Annotated in this window: 15 protein-coding genes and 4 tRNA genes; 5 read left to right on the forward strand and 14 right to left on the reverse strand. The window is 55.4% G+C overall.

What is annotated here, in order from left to right; genetic code table 11:
• Positions 1–4 precede the first annotated feature (4 nt).
• The gene (gene lptM, locus OGX81_RS06430) at positions 5–208 is read right to left on the reverse strand and encodes an LPS translocon maturation chaperone LptM (protein WP_012131153.1); all 204 of its coding nucleotides are present in this window, start codon (positions 206–208) and stop codon (positions 5–7) included.
• Between the two features lie 138 nt (positions 209–346).
• Between lptM and cyaY the strand changes: the two genes are divergently transcribed.
• Positions 347–667 carry an iron donor protein CyaY gene (cyaY, locus tag OGX81_RS06435; RefSeq protein WP_047459992.1) on the forward strand — a complete coding sequence of 107 codons (321 nt, stop codon included), beginning with the start codon at positions 347–349 and terminating at the stop codon, positions 665–667.
• 79 nt (positions 668–746) lie between these two features.
• On the opposite strand, the gene cyaA is transcribed toward cyaY, so the two are convergent.
• Entirely contained in the window at positions 747–3,293 is a 2,547-nt protein-coding gene (cyaA, locus tag OGX81_RS06440) for a class I adenylate cyclase (protein ID WP_012131151.1), read from the reverse strand.
• A gap of 387 nt (positions 3,294–3,680) precedes the next feature.
• Here cyaA and hemC point away from each other — a divergent pair, with 387 nt between their 5' ends.
• Genes hemC through hemY form a run of 4 tightly spaced genes read left to right on the forward strand, consistent with a single transcriptional unit; the run spans position 3,681 to position 7,761 of the window.
• The gene (gene hemC, locus OGX81_RS06445; RefSeq protein ID WP_047463827.1) at positions 3,681–4,622 is read left to right on the forward strand and encodes a hydroxymethylbilane synthase; all 942 of its coding nucleotides are present in this window, start codon (positions 3,681–3,683) and stop codon (positions 4,620–4,622) included.
• Positions 4,619–5,359 carry a uroporphyrinogen-III synthase gene (gene hemD / locus OGX81_RS06450; RefSeq protein ID WP_104867959.1) on the forward strand — a complete coding sequence of 247 codons (741 nt, stop codon included), beginning with the start codon at positions 4,619–4,621 and terminating at the stop codon, positions 5,357–5,359. The genes hemC and hemD overlap by 4 nt, the downstream gene beginning before the upstream one ends.
• 21 nt (positions 5,360–5,380) lie before the next feature.
• On the forward strand, positions 5,381–6,562 hold the full coding sequence (hemX, locus tag OGX81_RS06455) for a uroporphyrinogen-III C-methyltransferase (protein ID WP_110123561.1): 1,182 nt from the start codon (positions 5,381–5,383) through the stop codon (positions 6,560–6,562).
• 2 nt (positions 6,563–6,564) lie between these two features.
• Positions 6,565–7,761 (forward strand): protoheme IX biogenesis protein HemY, encoded by a 1,197-nt coding sequence (gene hemY / locus OGX81_RS06460; protein ID WP_047460000.1) that lies wholly within the window; start codon positions 6,565–6,567, stop codon positions 7,759–7,761.
• Between the two features lie 634 nt (positions 7,762–8,395).
• Here the strand turns inward: hemY and OGX81_RS06465 are convergent.
• The 12 genes from OGX81_RS06465 to rfbA all read right to left on the reverse strand — a co-directional run bounded on the left by OGX81_RS06465 (position 8,396) and on the right by rfbA (position 17,614).
• Positions 8,396–8,472: transfer RNA gene (locus OGX81_RS06465), tRNA-Pro, on the reverse strand.
• A gap of 43 nt (positions 8,473–8,515) precedes the next feature.
• A tRNA-Leu gene (locus OGX81_RS06470) sits at positions 8,516–8,602 on the reverse strand.
• A 19-nt stretch (positions 8,603–8,621) separates the two neighbouring features.
• Positions 8,622–8,697, reverse strand: a tRNA-His gene (locus OGX81_RS06475).
• A 54-nt stretch (positions 8,698–8,751) separates the two neighbouring features.
• A tRNA-Arg gene (locus tag OGX81_RS06480) sits at positions 8,752–8,828 on the reverse strand.
• A 102-nt stretch (positions 8,829–8,930) separates the two neighbouring features.
• Entirely contained in the window at positions 8,931–10,316 is a 1,386-nt protein-coding gene (thrP, locus tag OGX81_RS06485) for a bifunctional threonine/serine APC transporter ThrP (protein WP_012131146.1), read from the reverse strand.
• A 206-nt stretch (positions 10,317–10,522) separates the two neighbouring features.
• Positions 10,523–11,263, reverse strand: a complete 741-nt coding sequence (wecG, locus tag OGX81_RS06490) for a lipopolysaccharide N-acetylmannosaminouronosyltransferase (protein ID WP_012131145.1) — start codon at positions 11,261–11,263, stop codon at positions 10,523–10,525.
• A 2-nt stretch (positions 11,264–11,265) separates the two neighbouring features.
• A complete protein-coding gene (gene wzyE / locus OGX81_RS06495) occupies positions 11,266–12,618 on the reverse strand; it encodes an ECA oligosaccharide polymerase (protein WP_104867961.1) in 1,353 nt (450 codons plus the stop codon).
• Positions 12,615–13,694 carry a TDP-N-acetylfucosamine:lipid II N-acetylfucosaminyltransferase gene (locus OGX81_RS06500; RefSeq protein ID WP_104867962.1) on the reverse strand — a complete coding sequence of 360 codons (1,080 nt, stop codon included), beginning with the start codon at positions 13,692–13,694 and terminating at the stop codon, positions 12,615–12,617. Before OGX81_RS06500 ends, wzyE begins: the two co-directional genes overlap by 4 nt.
• Complete coding sequence (gene wzxE / locus OGX81_RS06505; RefSeq protein ID WP_060816125.1) at positions 13,691–14,941, reverse strand: lipid III flippase WzxE; 1,251 nt, start codon at positions 14,939–14,941, stop codon at positions 13,691–13,693. Before wzxE ends, OGX81_RS06500 begins: the two co-directional genes overlap by 4 nt.
• 1 nt (position 14,942) lies before the next feature.
• Entirely contained in the window at positions 14,943–16,073 is a 1,131-nt protein-coding gene (gene rffA / locus OGX81_RS06510) for a dTDP-4-amino-4,6-dideoxygalactose transaminase (RefSeq protein WP_104867964.1), read from the reverse strand.
• Between the two features lie 4 nt (positions 16,074–16,077).
• Positions 16,078–16,755: a dTDP-4-amino-4,6-dideoxy-D-galactose acyltransferase gene (gene rffC / locus OGX81_RS06515; protein ID WP_012131140.1), complete on the reverse strand. Its 678-nt coding sequence runs from the start codon at positions 16,753–16,755 to the stop codon at positions 16,078–16,080.
• Positions 16,733–17,614 (reverse strand): glucose-1-phosphate thymidylyltransferase RfbA, encoded by an 882-nt coding sequence (gene rfbA, locus OGX81_RS06520; protein WP_012131139.1) that lies wholly within the window; start codon positions 17,612–17,614, stop codon positions 16,733–16,735. Before rfbA ends, rffC begins: the two co-directional genes overlap by 23 nt.
• Positions 17,615–17,618 lie beyond the last annotated feature (4 nt).

Consider the following 17,618-nt stretch of genomic DNA (forward strand, 5'->3'; position numbering starts at 1 on the left):
ACCGTCAATAGTTCACCTGAGAAGGGCCGTCTCCCGTAGCGCGATCGTTTTGATCGGGCGTCGTCGATTGGATTTGCGAATCAACCTCATGCGTCGGCGGCGGCGCGTTTTTGTCAGCAGGTGGAAAATAGAGCGGGCCTTTCAGACCGCAGCCGGTCAGGCTGAACAGAGTGAGAAGTACAGCGAGTGCCTGAAACACATTTTTCATTATGGATTGCCTGTAAGTTCATGCTTTCTGTTTTCTATCATCGCAGGAGAAGACGTAAAAGCAAGAGTTGGCTGAAAACTGCATCATGAATTCTTCCAGGTTATACTGCCGCCATCACGTAAAAAACGGGAAACAACAATGAACGACAGTGAATTTCATCGCCTCGCAGACACCCTGTGGATGACCATTGAAGAACGTCTGGACGACTGGGACGGCGACAGCGATATCGACTGCGAAATCAACGGCGGCGTGCTAACCATTACCTTTGAGAACGGCAGCAAAATCATCATCAACCGTCAGGAGCCGCTGCACCAGGTATGGCTGGCGACCAAACAGGGCGGCTACCATTTTGACCTGAAAGGCGACGAATGGATTTGCGATCGCAGCGGCGAAACCTTCTGGGATCTGCTGGAGCAGGCCGCGACACAACAGGCTGGAGAAGCGGTGAGCTTCCGCTAAGTTTTATTGCCGGATGGCGCTGCGCTTATCCGGCCTACGTATCTCGCGTCATTTGTAACACCGCCACCCGGCATCATGTTCACGAGAAATACTGCTGCAACAGCGGCGCGTCGTTGTCCTGGTTTGCCGGTGGCACGGCGCTGATGGGCTGGGTACGGAACGGAATGACCTGCTCGCGACCATCGGTATTCACAATCTGGTAGAACTGCGGCAGGTTGAAGTTGATGAAGCTGGAGCCGTAGGTGAAGCGATCGTGCGACGACGAATAAAAGCGGCTCACGTCGCGTACCAGCTCTTCTTTGCTGCCTTCGCAGTGGTGATACACTTCCGCCCGGTTACTCTCGTCCAGAATATAAATATTAAAGCCTTTCTCATCGCCGGTTTCTTCAAAGAAGAACTGGATGATCCCTTCGCTGGCGAACCCATCCACCACCGACGGTAATTTCACATGGTTGGTCTCAACCTGAACGGAAAGTCCGTGAAGTTTGTTGTGCGAAATCGCGCCGTAAAACTCAATGGCGTTTTCCAGTTTCTGCACCGAAACATTCAGGCGCTCGAAGAACAGCCCCCAGGTTTGGCCCGAAACGCGCAGCGCTTTAAAACGTCCGGTTTCCTGGCGGGTGCTGGAGAGGCGCAGTTCAATGCACTCGGAGACCAGTTGCTGTACGCGGGTGCGGATCAGGCCGCGCAGATGCTGGCTATAGCAGAACACTTCCACGCTGTCCGGCGGCGCGGCATCCTGGTGCATTTTGCCGAGAATCGTTTTCAGCGCTTCAATCATCGCCTGTTCGCCGTTGAAGTGCAGGGTACGCACTTCGTTCCACGAGTTGCGATACAACAGGTCGACACTGCCGACCAGGCAGTTTTGCTCTTCGCCAAAGCTGAAGACATCCAGCTTACGGAAATCAAAATGCACCACCTGATTGCGGAACGCCGCCGTCGGGTCATATTCAAGGTTAACGATAATCGCCAGGTGGCGAATTTCACACGGACTGTAGAGCGCTTTCGGCGTTGGCGCAGGCAAACGCAGCGGGAAATGGTGCGACACATCGGCCACCATCTCCTGCAACTTAGGCAGATCCACAATGCCGTTGCCCTTAATAAACAGGTGGGTACGCGACGTCAGCAAACCGTTAAACCAGGCCCACGCCACCAGTTTGTTCAGGTAGCGGTTATATTCCAGCGGCTGATGGCTGATGATCGAATCCATGTTCGGCGCACGGTTGTAGAGATACCAGCCAGAACGGTTGGCCCGGCCCGGCGGCACATGGATAAAGGTCAGGTTCGGTTCGGAGAGATCCGGTGAAATCTGCGGGTTCACCAGCGTCACTTTGCCCGGCAGGGCTTCAAATGCGGCATACAGTTTACGCGTCAGCACGCCAATATCCTGCGGGCTGGCGCTAACGCTGAGATTGTTACGGCGGGCAAAACGGATCAGATTACGATAGCTCTGCATCATGGCGTCGAGCAGTTCGTTATGCGCTTCGCGTACCTGATCGATCTTCCAGTTCGCCCGGTTGTCGAGCATTGTCAGACGGGCGTCGTCCCATCCCCACTCGTTCACTAACTGACTTAACACTTCACGACGCCAGCCAACGCAGGCGCGTTCGCGGCTCAGTTTCTCACACACTTTTAAGTAGAAACATCGACGGACTAAATCAAGACGCGTCGGATCTTCGATAGCCGTAAGGTATTCGGTCACGCGTTCCAGCATCATGCAATACGGGTCGAGACCAAACGAAACGATCTCGCCGTCATGCAGGCGCTGTTTAATGTCTTTCGCCAACAGGCGCGGATTGGGATATTCCCAGGAGTAGGCTTCCAGCAGCAGCGTTTTCAGCACCGCTTTGTACGGGGAATCAATACTCTTGTACAACTGCCAGAGGCTGGCGCCAAAGTACTCTTCGGCGGAGAGTGAGCTTAATCCGCCCAGGTCCAGCCATTCGTTTGGCGTGAGGACACCCTGCGCGTAAAGCGTCATGACGTAGTCGTCGTAATGCTCTTCTTCGTCGCACGGCACCATATTCCACAGAATACGCTTACCGGCCAGACGCACAGCGGTGCGATAAAATTCGTCGAGCAGCAGGATGTGCTGCGTCGAGCCGCAGTCTTCACCACCCAGACTGCCGCTTTCATTATGGCGGAAACGGTTTTCGTCGATCAGGAAGAAGCTGACTTCCACGCCCAGCGAAGCGGCCCAGCTTTCCAGCAGGCTGCATTTACGTTGCAGCAACTGGCGCTCTTCGCTATCAAGCCAGGACTGGTGGCAGACCCAGATATCCAGGTCAGAAGAACAGCTTTGCCCTACTGAAGATGTACTGCCCATTGAGTACACGCCGGTGATCGGCAGCTCACCTTTCGGCGGGTCCTGCGGGGACATACCCCGGTACAGTTCAAGTTCATTCAGGTAGTGGCGTTGGGTTTCATCAGGCGTGTAAAAGCATATGCCCTTGGGAACGTTACCGTCGAGGTAACCCGGCATCAGCGGATTATGGTAGTGCAATAATGTCGGCAGCAGACTGTATACCTGCTGGAAGGCAGGGCCCATGGCAGCAAGCGCGCGATCCACACGCAATTGATTGATGGCATCCAGTCTCTGTTTCAAAGTCTCAATATAGAGGTACAAGACGTATCGCCTGATGTTGCTACCCGTCATGCGTCTGATTGCCATCGCGAGTGCGGACAACCAAACCATTCGGGATAAACCGTATGTCAAAAATAACCGTTACCTTTTTCATCCTTCTCCCCATTAAGGGGTAAAGACGAAAAAATGGTCTAAAACGTGATCAATTTAACACCTTGCTCATTGACCGTAAAGAAAGATGCACTACATACAAGTGTAGCACCGTTAGCTGCGTGTAAATTCCTTAATACGGTCAGGCGGTTTCTCGTCATTATTCACTGCCAGTCGCGACGCCGCGCCTGATCCTCTTACTCACCTTTGACCGTAACACTGACATCCCACTTGTAAGGATGTTAGGATGGTCCACGGACGATAATGACGGTAACAAGCATGTTAGACAATGTTTTAAGAATTGCCACACGCCAAAGCCCCCTTGCGCTCTGGCAGGCACATTATGTCAAAGACGCGTTGATAGCACAGCATCCGGGACTGGTCGTGGAACTGGTGCCGATGGTAACGCGCGGCGACGTGATTCTGGACACCCCTCTGGCAAAAGTGGGCGGTAAGGGCTTGTTTGTAAAAGAGCTGGAAGTCGCGCTGCTGGAAAAGCGCGCCGATATCGCCGTGCATTCGATGAAAGATGTGCCGGTAGAATTCCCGCAAGGGCTTGGCCTGGTCACGATTTGCGAACGCGAAGATCCACGCGATGCTTTCGTCTCGAACCAATACAACAATCTTGATGAACTGCCCGCAGGCAGCATCGTCGGCACATCAAGTTTGCGTCGCCAGTGCCAGTTGGCCGAGCGTCGCCCGGATCTCATCATCCGCTCGTTGCGCGGCAACGTCGGCACACGCCTGAGCAAGCTCGATAACGGTGATTATGACGCAATTATCCTGGCGGTTGCCGGGTTAAAACGGTTAGGTCTGACGTCGCGTATTCGCACCGCGCTGCCTCCCGAAATCTCTCTCCCTGCCGTAGGGCAAGGCGCAGTGGGCATTGAATGCCGACTGGATGACGCACGTACTCAGGCGCTGTTAGCGCCGCTGAACCATGAAGAAACCGCGCTACGTGTAAAAGCCGAACGCGCCATGAACACCCGCCTGGAAGGGGGCTGTCAGGTGCCGATTGGCAGCTATGCTGAAATCATTGATGGTGAAGTCTGGCTGCGTGCGTTGGTTGGCGCGCCTGACGGTTCGCAGATGATTCGCGGAGAACGTCGCGGATTGCCGCAGGACGCCGCGCAAATGGGCATTTCCCTGGCGGAAGAGCTGCTGGAAAACGGCGCCCGCGCGATTCTGACCGAGGTTTATAACGGAGAAGCGCCCGCATGAGTATTCTGGTCACCCGCCCGTCTCCCTCCGGGGAAGAGTTAGTGAGCCGTCTGCGCACACTGGGGCAGGTGGCCTGGAGTTTTCCGCTTATTGAGTTTACGCCGGGCCGGGAACTGGCAACGCTTGCCGATCGCCTGGCGGCGCTCACGGACAACGATCTGGTGTTCGCCCTCTCGCAACACGCCGTCACCTTTGCCCACGCCCAACTGCAACAGCAGGGGCTGGGCTGGCCTGTGCAGCCATGCTACTTCGCCATCGGGCGCACAACGGCGCTGGCGCTGCATACCGTTAGCGGATGCGATATTCGCTATCCTCTGGATCGGGAAATCAGCGAAGTCTTGCTACAATTACCTGAATTACAAAATATTGCGGGAAAACGAGCGCTTATTTTACGGGGCAACGGCGGGCGTGAACTGTTAGGCAAAACCCTCACAGAACGCGGCGCTGAAGTCACCTTTTGTGAATGTTATCAACGCAGTGCAAAACATTACGATGGTGCGGAAGAGGCGATGCGCTGGCACTCTCGCGGCGTGACGACGATTGTTGTCACCAGCGGCGAAATGCTGCAACAGCTCTGGTCGCTGATCCCGCAGTGGTATCGTGAGCACTGGTTACTACGCTGTCGGCTGCTGGTCGTCAGTGAGCGTCTGGCGCACCTCGCCCGGGAACTGGGCTGGCAAGATATTAAGGTCGCTGATAACGCCGACAACGATGCGCTACTGCGCGCATTACAATAACTCTCATAATGGGATGCCATAATGACGGAACAAGAAAAATCCTCCGCCGTGGTTGAAGAGACCAGGGAGGCCGTGGAAACCACGCCGCAGCCAGTCAATGCAGAAAAGAAGAGTAAGAACGGCGCCGCGCTGGTATTGAGTGCGGTGGCAATCGCCATTGCCCTGGCGGCGGGCGTCGGTCTGTATGGCTGGGGAAAGCAGCAGGCCGTTAAACAAACGGCCACCAGCGATGCGCTGGTTAACCAACTTACGGCGCTGCAAAAAGCCCAGGAAAGCCAAAAAGCGGAGCTGGAAGGCATTATCAAACAGCAGGCGACGCAACTGGATGATGCAAATCGCCAACAGGCCGCGCTGGCGAAACAGCTGGATGAAGTGCAACAGAAAGTCGCGACGATCTCCGGCAGCGATGCCAAAACCTGGCTGCTGGCGCAATCTGATTTTCTGGTCAAACTCGCCGGACGTAAATTGTGGAGCGATCAGGATGTCACCACCGCTGCGGCGCTGCTCAAAAGCGCGGATGCCAGCCTGGCGGACATGAACGATCCCAGTCTGATCGCCGCGCGCCGCGCCATTACCGATGATATTGCCAGCCTGTCGGCGGTGGCGCAGGTGGACTACGACGGCATTATCCTTAAAGTGAACCAGCTCTCTAACCAGATTGATAACCTGCGTCTGGCCGATAACAACACCGACGATTCACCAATGGACTCCGACAGCACCGAGCTGTCCAGCTCTATCAGCGAATGGCGCGTTAACCTGCAAAAAAGCTGGCAGAACTTTATGGACAGCTTTATTACTATTCGCCGTCGTGATGACACCGCCGTCCCGCTGCTGGCGCCGAACCAGGACGTTTACTTACGTGAAAACATCCGTTCCCGCCTGTTAGTGGCGGCGCAAGCCGTGCCGCGTCATCAGGAAGAGACTTACCGTCAGGCGCTGGATAATGTCTCCACCTGGGTACGCGCGTACTACGACACCGACGACGCAACAACCAAAGCGTTTCTTGATGACGTGGATAAACTGAGTCAACAGAGCATCACGATGGACGTGCCGGAGACGTTACAGAGCCAGCCGATTCTTGAAAAACTGATGCAGACTCGCGTGCGTAACCTGCTGGCGCAACCGGCGGCAGCCACGACCGAAGCGGCTCAGGCCCCTGCTCCGCAGGCAGAAGCACCGGCAGCCGCGCCGCAAGGAGAATAATGATGCTGAAAGTATTATTGCTCTTTGTGTTGTTGATCGCCGGTATCGTCATAGGCCCAATGATCGCCGGTCATCAGGGCTATGTGCTGATCCAGACCGATAATTACAACATTGAGACCAGCGTAACGGGGCTGGTGATCATCCTGATCGTTATGATGGTCATTCTGTTCGCCATTGAGTGGCTGCTGCGACGCGTTTTCCGCACCGGCGCGCACACTCGCGGCTGGTTTGTTGGGCGTAAACGCCGCCGCGCACGTAAGCAGACCGAACAGGCGCTGCTTAAGCTGGCGGAAGGCGATTACCAGCAGGTTGAGAAGCTGATGGCGAAGAATGCCGATCACGCTGAACAGCCGGTGGTGAACTATCTGCTGGCCGCCGAAGCCGCGCAGCAGCGTGGTGACGAAGCGCGCGCTAATCAGCATCTGGAACGTGCCGCAGAACTGGCGGGCAATGACACGATTCCGGTGGAGATCGCCCGCGTACGTCTGCAACTGGCGCGCAACGAGAATCATGCGGCGCGTCACGGCGTGGATAAACTGCTGGAAGTTACCCCGCGTCATCCAGAAGTGCTGCGCCTGGCGGAACAGGCTTACATCCGCACCGGAGCATGGAGTTCGCTACTGGACATCATCCCGTCAATGGCGAAGGCCAACGTCGGTGATGAAGAACATCGCGCCATGCTGGAACAGCAGGCCTGGATTGGGCTGATGGATCAGGCGCGAGCCGATCAGGGCAGCGAAGGATTACGCGAATGGTGGAAGAACCAGAGCCGTAAAACTCGCCACCAGGTTCCGCTGCAAGTGGCAATGGCAGAACATCTGATTGAGTGTGACGATCACGATATGGCGCAGCAGATCATCATCGACGGCCTGAAGCGCCAGTATGACGACCGCCTGGTTCTGCCGATCCCGCGCCTGAAAACCAACAACCCGGAGCAGCTGGAAAAAGTGCTGCGCCAGCAGATTAAAACCGTTGGCGATCGCCCGCTACTGTGGAGCACGCTGGGTCAGTCATTGATGAAGCATGGCGAATGGCAGGAGGCTACGTTCGCTTTCCGCGCCGCGCTCAAGCAACGCCCTGACGCCTACGACTACGCCTGGCTCGCCGATGCGCTGGACCGGTTGCATCAGCCGGAAGAAGCGGCCACCATGCGCCGCGACGGTCTTATGCTGACCTTGCAGAACAATCCTCCGCAGTAATTCCCCATTGCCCGGTGGCGCTACGCTTACCGGGCCTGCCAGGTCACCGTAGGCCGGATAAAGCGAAACCGCCATCCGGCAGTTCTCTTCCGCTTCCCCATAAAAAAACGCCTGCTCAAATGAGCAGGCGTCAAAACAGGTCTGTATGACAACATAAATGGGTGCTTCACTCAACGTTATGTCCATGGTGTTTGATGAGGCGTAAGCGACATCTGTCTGTGGACGATAAGCACCGTACACGGCTCTGCATCATTCCTGAGTTTATGAGGCACTAAGGCGAACATAAGAGATGGAATGAGCATCTACAGGGATATTATTGCACATTGCATGCCAGGATTGCACCGCCAAAAATAAGGATTCAGACTTTTTAACGTATCAGGCCATTCGCGGCTCTGCGGCGGTTTCTGCCAGCCTTCTTCGCCATAAAAATCCCCTCTTTGTCTCTGAACGGAGACAAATAACACGCAATACCAATAATTATTTATAAATCATAATGTTAGACGTCACCAGATAGCGACAACAGAAGCCTGGAATGTCTCAACATTGCGACAGCGATACAGGGGATCGGGAAAGAAGAGGAAGAAGAGGAAGAAGAGGTGAAAACAAAAAACCCCGCCGAAGCGGGGTTCAAAATTGGTCGGCGAGAGAGGATTCGAACCTCCGACCCACTGGTCCCAAACCAGTTGCGCTACCAAGCTGCGCTACTCGCCGATGTACTGCTTTTTTTGAATTTTTAGTTCAACTCTTTAAGTCGTGGTGCGAGGGGGGGGACTTGAACCCCCACGTCCGTAAGGACACTAACACCTGAAGCTAGCGCGTCTACCAATTCCGCCACCTTCGCATTTCACAACTTTTAATAATGGGGTGGCTAATGGGATTCGAACCCACGACAACTGGAATCACAATCCAGGGCTCTACCAACTGAGCTATAGCCACCACTGAAATCTTTTACGCGGTATTAAAACCACCGCAGCTCCAGCACCGGGTAAATGGTGCGCCCGACAGGATTCGAACCTGAGACCTCTGCCTCCGGAGGGCAGCGCTCTATCCAGCTGAGCTACGGGCGCTTAGCGCCGTTGCGGGGGTGGATAATACGGACTTCCCACCCCTCTGTCTAGTGCCTTTTTAAATAAAATGCGCGTTTGGTTACGCTTTGCGCGTTTTGCTGCTTATTCCCCCACCTTGTGGGCAGTTCCGGCGCGATTCAGGCCGAAAACCTTGTAGACGAGCGTGACGGCAAGCAGGAAGATGATGCCGACAAACAGCGACATACGGGTATCTTCATTCAAGTACATGCCAATTAAAACGCAAACCAGGAACGCCATCGTCAAATAATTCGCCCACGGGAACATAATAGAACGGAAAGGATGGCTGATCATCGCGTCTTTATGAGCACGACGGAAACGCAACTGGCTAATCAGGATCACGAACCACGGCACCATACCCGGCAATACGCTGGCGCTGTAGACATACACAAACACCCGCTGCGGGTTCGGAATAATGTAGTTCAGGCATGAGCCAATCAGCAGAATCGCGATCGACAGCGCCACCCCGGCGACCGGTACGCCATGACGGGAGACTTTCGCCATCGCCGCCGGAAGCTGGCGGTTTTTCGCCAGAGCATACAGCATACGTCCGCAGCTATACATGCCGCTGTTACAGCCGGAAAGCGCGGCGGTCAGCACCACGAAGTTAATAATGCCCGCCGCAGCGGTAATCCCGATTTTGGCAAAAGTGAGTACAAACGGGCTGCCGTTACTGCCGATTTCGTTCCACGGGAAGATTGTCACGATAACGAAAATCGCCCCTACATAGAAAATCAGGATACGCCACAGTACCTTGCCTACCGCGCTGCGCAGCGTAACCTGCGGATTCTTCGCTTCACCCGCGGTAATGCCGATCAGCTCCACGCCCTGATAGGAGGCGACCACAATACACAACGCCGTCAGGAACCCTTTCCAGCCACCGGCAAAGAAGCCGCCGTGTTCCGTCAGGTTGCCAAAACCGATCGCCTGGCCGCCATTGCCAAAGCCAAAGAAAATCACCCCCAGTCCGACCACAATCATCACAATGATGGTGGTGACTTTGATCATCGCAAACCAGAACTCGATTTCGCCATACAGACGGACGGCGGCCAGATTAGCCAGCGCCACCAGCCCAACGGCGATCAGGGCGGGTATCCATTGCGCCATATCCGGGAACCAGAACTGCACGTATACCCCGATAGCGGTTATTTCCGATATCCCCACCGCCATCCACATAAACCAGTATGACCACGCGGTGAGATAGCCAAAGAAGGGGCTCATGTAACGGTGCGCATAAACGGCGAATGAGCCAGTAACCGGCTCCAGGAACAGCATTTCGCCCATTGAGCGCATGATGAAAAAGACGAACAGCCCGGCGACGATATACGCCAGCAGCACGGAGGGCCCCGCCCATTTCAGCGTACTGGCGGCGCCCATAAACAGCCCAACGCCAATCGTGCCCCCAAGGGCGATCAATTCGATATGACGAGCTTCCAGCCCACGCTGTAGCTCCGGTTTTTTCTCTGCCATAAATCCTCTTGTCGTGTTTGCACTCGTTCCGGCGTTGTTGCCGGTTATTGTTATGGGTACATCAAGCGATGCGAATGGTTTCTTAAATTTGGCAAAATGGCAAATGAAGCATTAAAAAAATGCATGTTTTGTGTAAAAAAGGAACAAAAATGTGGGAGGCGAGCAACGTATTAAGCAGAATGCGCTGCCCGTAAGAAAAGCAGCGTTCAGAGATTGCCGGTGTAATGCCAGCGGAGATAGCGCAACAGACGCAGCTGGCGGGTGATACGGCTCGGCTGAGACAGCAGGCGATACAGCCACTCCAGCCCCAGCGTCTGCCACATTTTGGGCGCGCGTTTCACATGACCGGTAAAGACATCGTAGGTGCCGCCCACCCCCATATATAAGGCCTGAGGATGAATCACCCGACAGTCGCGCATCAGGATTTCTTGTTTCGGCGATCCCATTGCCACGGTCACAATCTTCGCCCCGCTGGCATGGATGCGCTCAAACAGCGCCTGGCGCTGCTCAGGTTTAAAATAACCGTCCTGGCTACCGACAATATTGACGTTCCACTGCGCACGCAGTTTCGCTTCCGTCTGCGCCAGCACCTCCGGCTTACCGCCGACCAGAAAAACAGGCGTCCCTTCTTTACCGGCGCGCGCCATCAGCTCTTCCCAGAGATCGGCCCCGGCCACCCGTGAAACCTGCGCCTGGGGGAATTTCTTACGCACTGAGCGCACGACGCTAATGCCATCCGCATATTTAAACTCAGCGGCATCAATCAACGCCCTGACTTCCGGGTCATCTTCTGCGGTCAGCATTTTCTCAGCATTGATCGCCACCAGCGTACCCTGCTTCATTTGCCCATCGGCAAACAGGTAATTCAGCGCATGTTGCATATCGCGCCAGCCAATCAGCTGCAATCCACGAAGTGAATAGAGCGGCGCTGTCGTGTTATCCGTCATTATTATCCTTCAACCTGAGTCTGCGGCTGCGGTTTCGCCCGTTGATGGACCAACCCGGCACAATCGAAAAGCCAGAACAAAAGTTTTGCCACCAGCAGGCAGGCACCAAAAATCACGAGGAAAAAGACCACTCGCGAGACAAAAGAATCCAGCCCTTCTCGCGCCAGAACAATCATATTGAAGATGGCGCCAAAGCAGAAACTGTGCAAAATCGCCGCCTTATAGCGATTCGTCTCGCGGTTGCCAAGCTCATACAGCCAGTCAAACCATTTGATAATCAGCCCAACCGCGACCGCCCCCAGAGGGATAAACAGCGCGCCGCCCATCACCACCAGCGAACCAATCAGCGTGGGGGAAATGGCGAGGCCAGAGTGGTTGTTCAGCACTTCCCAGGTAAAGTAGTTGGCTGAATTCAGCACAATGCCCGGACGTCCAGGCCACAGCCACGAAGGAATAAAGACATAAAAATCACGGACGATCGGCGCCAGTCCCTGGAAATCGATGTTGTCGTAGTTTTGCAACAGCAGCGCCAGGTTCTCCCACGGCGAGAAGGTATCGCGGGTCAGATACAGGAAAGTGTAAAACGCCTCATCGCCGCTCACGTTCAGCCCATAGCGCTTCAGCGCCAGCCAGAACATCCCGACAATTCCCAGCACACCCGCCGCCACCAGCATCCACAGCGAGATCCAGCCACGAATAATGCCGATAAACAGGAAGATGGCAAACGCGATGATGATGTTAGCGCGCGTGCCGCCAACAATCATGTAGGTCAGCAGGCCAAACGCAACGGTACTCACCAGGAAAAACAGCCACGCTTTACTGTCCTGGCGCAGGAAGTAGATCACCAGCATCGCCGGAATAAAGAAGTAGAAGAAGCGTTTCAATGCCACGCCGGAGACTTCGCTGGAGAAGATCTGGCTGTAAGAGTGCAGCCGGAACAGCAGGAACCCATTGTGCATAAAGAAGATGCCAACGCTCACCAGTGCAATCCCCATCAGCATGACCCAGGTAAGGTGAGTCTCCACCCGGTTCATGGTAAATAGCGGCTTGCGCGGCACATCCGTCACGCGTTTACGTAAGCGGGTTTTATAGGTCACGTAATAAACGGCATAAAAACACGTAGCGGACAATAACGCCTGCAACAGGATTTCCGGCGGTGCCACGCCGACGTCAAAGCGGAACACCAGCACGCTGGTCAACGGGAAGCCGAAGAAAAAGGTCAGCAAAAACAGCAATGAAAAGAATACGTTGAAGTTAAAGCGCACGCGGCGAAACTCAAACCAGGTCAACGTGGCGATAAACAGCGTGGAGAGCAGCCAGACGACCAGTAACCCGCTAAATTGCATCAGGCTCATGCGGCGTCTCCTGCGGCAATGCGTAACGCGTTATACCACGCTTCAAGGTAATTTGGGCTAAAGAAGGTGATCCCGCTTTTATCCACGGACGCCAGCTGCCGCTGCGCCTCACGAACCACGCCCTCATTAAGCGCGTCCGTCGTGAACAACACGGGCAGATGCTGCTCCGCCATATCCTGCCAGAACGGGTTCTCACGGTTAAGCACGCACGGGACACCTGCCTGGATAAGCAGGCACAACGTGCCGATTCCCTGCTGACGGGCAAAGATGAAATACCCGAGGTCGCACTGGCGAAGCAGCGCCAGATAAGCATCGAATTCCAGTTTTTCGCTGAGGATGTGTAAATTTTCCGCACTGAACAGCGCCAGTCCCGCCTGACGGACTTCATCAATGTACACGTCGTTATTGGCCGGATAGCCCATCGGCACGATCACATTTACCGTGTCGCCGAACTGCTGATACACCGCGCGTAACGCCGCAATATGTTCGTTACTGCGATCGCCGGAGTTACCCACCAGAACCGTCATTTTCCCTTCACGCGAACGATCGTTTGCCATGTTATTAAACGAAGAGTCCATTCGCGTCGGGAAATAGAGCAGTTCACCGCGCACGCGCGGGTGCTGACGGGCGAAATAGCTCAAATCGCCACGAGTAGCGAACACACAGCCCACTCGATTTTGCGCCATGCGGCGAACGGGGTAAAACAGACGGAATTTCAGCCCACGGGAAACTTCATACAGATCCGCGCCCCAGATGTGCCAGTAAAACTGCTCAGGTTTGATTCCGCCACTTAGCAGCGCCAGCCACAGGCTGGTATTGAACTGACCGTGGAAGAAGAAACGTTGCCGGCGATTGGCTTTCGCTTTGGCGATGACCGCCTCAGCCAGCGTTTTTTTCCCGGCGTAGAAACTCAGCGACAGAGCCGGGCAGCTTTCCCTGAGCCCCGCATCCTGACCTGCAACCATAAACACGCGCGCATGCTCGCTTGTCGCGGCCAGCGCATCATTGAAAAACCGCAGCACGGTTTGATTATGGTGAGGGATATCCGATCCCAGTACGTGAATCAGTACAGTCATGCCCGCCTACGCCAGAGTAAAAACACGCCACAACAGAGAGAGAAATAGACCACATAAGTGGCCATATACGCCTGTGCCGCCCCCAGCGCGCCATGCGCGGGGATAAGCCAGTGAGCGAATGCCGTCAACAAAATGAACTGGCTAATCTCAGCCAGAATATAAAACCGCAGCGACGCTTTCGCGATCACCAGATAGCCAAAAACGTACGCGCCCACTTTCAGCACATCGCCCACCAGTTGCCAGGCGAACAGATCGCGCATGGCGGTGAATTTGGCGGAAAAGAGCAGCCAGATGGCGAAATCGCGCAGCAGCCAGACCGTAAAACTCGCCGCCGCCACCGCAGGCAGAACAAATTTCAGCGATTTCACCACTTCGCGCGTAATCGCCTGCTTTTCGGTCAGACGCGACAGCGTTGGCAATAAGTACACGCTAAACGAGGCGGTAATAAATTGTAGATAGGCATCGGAAATACTGCTTACGCCCTGCCAGATACCAACATCATCCCAGCTGTAATGCGCCGCCAGCAGGTTTCGCATCATCACATAAGCCACCGGTAGCGTGACGGACGTAATCAGCGCCATCAGCGTAAATTTGCTGAGCTGTCCGGCAAGCCCTTTATCCCACGACGGTTTCAGGTAGCTAAGCGGGATCGCGCCGCGTTTAATCAGCATAATCGCCGCCGGGATCACCACCAGCGCAGGCACCAGCGCCAGACCCAGCAGCGCACCTTCATAGCCGCCCAGACGGTAGCAGCCATAGTAGGCCACAACCCCCACCAGGCTCCCCACAATCAGCGACAGCGCATTCCCGGCAGCGTCACGAAACCCTTTCATCAGCGCCAGCAGCAGGTTCGCCCAGGCGATCCCCATCTGCACCAGCGCCACTAAACGCACCAGCCCCTGGTAGTGGCTGTGCCCAAACAGCCCCTGGCTAATGGGGGCCGCCGCCAGCACGAAGACCAGCGCCAGTAGCGTGGAGAACCCCAGCACCATTGCGGATGAAGTGCCCACCACGTTACGCAACCGGGCAGGGTTATCATGATGCTGAGCAACATACTTCGTCACCCCGTTAAATATCCCGGCCCCGGCCAGCACGCCGAGCACGGTCACCATCTGGCGGAAGTTACCCGCCTGGCCGACGCCCGCAGGGCCAAACGACACCGCCAGCAGTTTTACGACCAGTAAGCCTGCGCCAATTTTCACCAGCGTACTGGCGGCCGTCCACAGGGACGCTTTCGCAAGCGACATATCAGGAGAAATAGTTCAGCAAGGTCGAAATCACCGTTCGCTGATTAACGGGAGACAGATTATAAAACAGCGGCAAGCGCAGCAGGCGCTCGCTCTCTTTGGTGGTGTACCGATCTTCGCCACGGAACTCGCCAAACTTGTCGCCTGCCGGACAATCATGTAGCGGGATGTAATGGAACACCGCCATGATTTCCGCTTCTTTCAGGAAGTTGATCAGCGCGCTGCGATCGGTAATATCCCGCAACTTGATATAAAACATATGCGCGTTGTGCCTACAGTCGTCCGGGATAGAAGGCAGGTCAATACGTCCCGCGCGCGCCAGCGGCACCAGTGCGTCATAGTAGGTCTGCCACAGCGCCAGACGCTGTTGATTGATGCGATCGGCCGCTTCCAGCTGCGCCCACAGATACGCCGCCTGGAGATCGGACATCAGATAGCTGGAGCCGATATCCCGCCAGGTGTATTTATCCACCTGTCCCCGGAAGAACTGGCTGCGATTGGTGCCTTTTTCACGGATGATTTCCGCCCGTTCAATCAGGGAACGGTCGTTAATCAGCGTCGCGCCGCCTTCACCACCTGCCGTGTAGTTTTTGGTTTCGTGAAAACTGAAGCAACCGATATGACCAATCGTCCCCAGCGCACGGCCTTTCCAGGTCGACATCACGCCCTGCGCGGCATCTTCCACCACAAACAGATTATGACGCTTCGCAATCGCCATAATGGTGTCCATTTCGCAGGCTACGCCCGCGTAATGCACCGGGACAATGACGCGCGTCTTGTCGGTAATCGCCGCTTCAATCAGCGTTTCATCAATGTTCATGGTATCCGGGCGGATATCGACGAAAATGATTTTCGCCCCGCGCAGCACAAAGGCATTGGCGGTAGAAACGAAGGTGTAGCTTGGCATAATGACTTCATCGCCCGGCTGGATGTCCAGCAGCAATGCCGCCATTTCAAGTGACGCCGTACAGGATGGCGTCAGCAACACTTTAGCGCTGCCAAAACGTTGCTCCAGCCACTGCTGGCAACGGCGCGTAAAGCCGCCATCTCCGCAAAGTTTGCCGCTTCCCAGCGCTGACTGCATGTAATCGAGTTCGGTTCCCACCACCGGCGGCGCGTTAAATGGAATCATTTTGTCACCTGTATAACCAGTACGCGGTGCTTTCTACGTTGCCACCGCTCTGTATATAACGTTTAAGCGCGGCGGTGTTGCCCATCTGGGTCGCCACCCGCAATGTTGTCTTTCCGCGAGACTGCGCCCACGCGAGCGCCGCCTGCATTAATTCTGCTCCTGCGCCACGCCCGGCCAGCAGGCCGATGCGCGCATCGGTGTCGTTCAGTTCGCGCAGCGAGACAAACCCGCGAATATCGTTATTCGCCGCCCGGATAACCAGACACTGGTGATCGAAGGTGCCGCGCACGGCATTTTCAATCCACTGAGCATAAAAACGGGCGCTGGCGTCCGGCGCATACCACGGTGCGCGGAAACGGCTTTGCGCAAACGCGGCGGACGCCTGTTGACGTAACGCGGGAATATCGGCAATTTGTGCAATTTCCACGCCAGAAATACGTTCAACGCCAGCGACCGGCAGGCTGAAGTCGACTTCGCCTTCTACCAGCGAAAACCCCAACTGTTGCAGCGCATCTAATTCATCCGTGCGCGCAGCAGAAATTTTCGCCTGCACGCGCGACCAGGGTTGCAATGCCTCTGGCGTTAACACCGGCGCGGCAGGGTTCACGCGAACAATAGCGCTATTGACGCCAAAGAACGTATTTTCCCACGTTAATGGTTCAATACTGGCGCGGACGGGCACGGAGTAGCTCCAGTAAATATTGGCCGTAGCCGGTTTTCGCTAAAGAACTGGCGGCGCGTTTTACGCCCTCGTCATCCAGCCAGCCGTTGCGCCAGGCGATCTCTTCCAGACAGGCGATTTTGAAGCCCTGGCGTTTTTCAACCGTCTGCACAAACGTGCTCGCTTCAATCAGGCTGTCATGGGTGCCGGTATCCAGCCACGCAAAGCCGCGACCGAGCAACTCAACCGTCAGCTTGCCGTCATTAAGGTACATCTGATTAATGGACGTAATCTCCAGCTCACCGCGCTCGGAAGGCTTCACGCGCTTCGCATACTCTACTACCTTGCTGTCGTAAAAATAGAGACCGGTCACCGCCCAGTTTGATTTCGGCTGTTTCGGCTTCTCTTCCAGCGAGACCGCGCGAAAATTGTCGTCGAACTCCACGACGCCAAAACGTTCCGGGTCCATAACCTGATAACCAAAAACGGTCGCCCCTTCGGTTCGCGCCGCCACATGACGCAATTTCGGGCTGAAACCCTGACCAAAGAAGATATTGTCGCCCAGTACAAGACAAGACGGCTCGCCGTTAAGGAATGTTTCACCAATGATAAAGGCCTGCGCCAGCCCATCCGGGCTGGGTTGTTCGGCATATTGCAACTCAATGCCAAACTCCGAACCATCGCCCAGCAGACGCTGAAAATAGTGCTTATCTTCCGGTGTGGTGATAATCAGGATTTCCCGGATACCCGCCAGCATCAGTACCGACAGCGGATAGTAGATCATCGGCTTGTCATAAATCGGCAGAAGCTGCTTTGACACGCCGCGCGTAATCGGATGCAGGCGGGTGCCAGAGCCGCCCGCCAGAATGATACCTTTCATGCGT

This window comes from Citrobacter sp. CK206 (genome assembly GCF_030333125.1).
In the GTDB taxonomy this organism is placed as follows: Bacteria; Pseudomonadota; Gammaproteobacteria; order Enterobacterales; family Enterobacteriaceae; genus Citrobacter_B; species Citrobacter_B koseri.

Coding starts and splice junctions, on each gene's coding strand:
- lptM (WP_012131153.1), bottom strand. CDS start 208: ATGAAAAATGTGTTTCAGGCACTCGCTGTACTTCTCACTCTGTTCAGC.
- cyaY (WP_047459992.1), top strand. CDS start 347: ATGAACGACAGTGAATTTCATCGCCTCGCAGACACCCTGTGGATGACC.
- hemC (WP_047463827.1), top strand. CDS start 3,681: ATGTTAGACAATGTTTTAAGAATTGCCACACGCCAAAGCCCCCTTGCG.
- hemD (WP_104867959.1), top strand. CDS start 4,619: ATGAGTATTCTGGTCACCCGCCCGTCTCCCTCCGGGGAAGAGTTAGTG.
- hemX (WP_110123561.1), top strand. CDS start 5,381: ATGACGGAACAAGAAAAATCCTCCGCCGTGGTTGAAGAGACCAGGGAG.
- hemY (WP_047460000.1), top strand. CDS start 6,565: ATGCTGAAAGTATTATTGCTCTTTGTGTTGTTGATCGCCGGTATCGTC.
- thrP (WP_012131146.1), bottom strand. CDS start 10,316: ATGGCAGAGAAAAAACCGGAGCTACAGCGTGGGCTGGAAGCTCGTCAT.
- wecG (WP_012131145.1), bottom strand. CDS start 11,263: ATGACGGATAACACGACAGCGCCGCTCTATTCACTTCGTGGATTGCAG.
- wzyE (WP_104867961.1), bottom strand. CDS start 12,618: ATGAGCCTGATGCAATTTAGCGGGTTACTGGTCGTCTGGCTGCTCTCC.
- OGX81_RS06500 (WP_104867962.1), bottom strand. CDS start 13,694: ATGACTGTACTGATTCACGTACTGGGATCGGATATCCCTCACCATAAT.
- wzxE (WP_060816125.1), bottom strand. CDS start 14,941: ATGTCGCTTGCGAAAGCGTCCCTGTGGACGGCCGCCAGTACGCTGGTG.
- rffA (WP_104867964.1), bottom strand. CDS start 16,073: ATGATTCCATTTAACGCGCCGCCGGTGGTGGGAACCGAACTCGATTAC.
- rfbA (WP_012131139.1), bottom strand. CDS start 17,614: ATGAAAGGTATCATTCTGGCGGGCGGCTCTGGCACCCGCCTGCATCCG.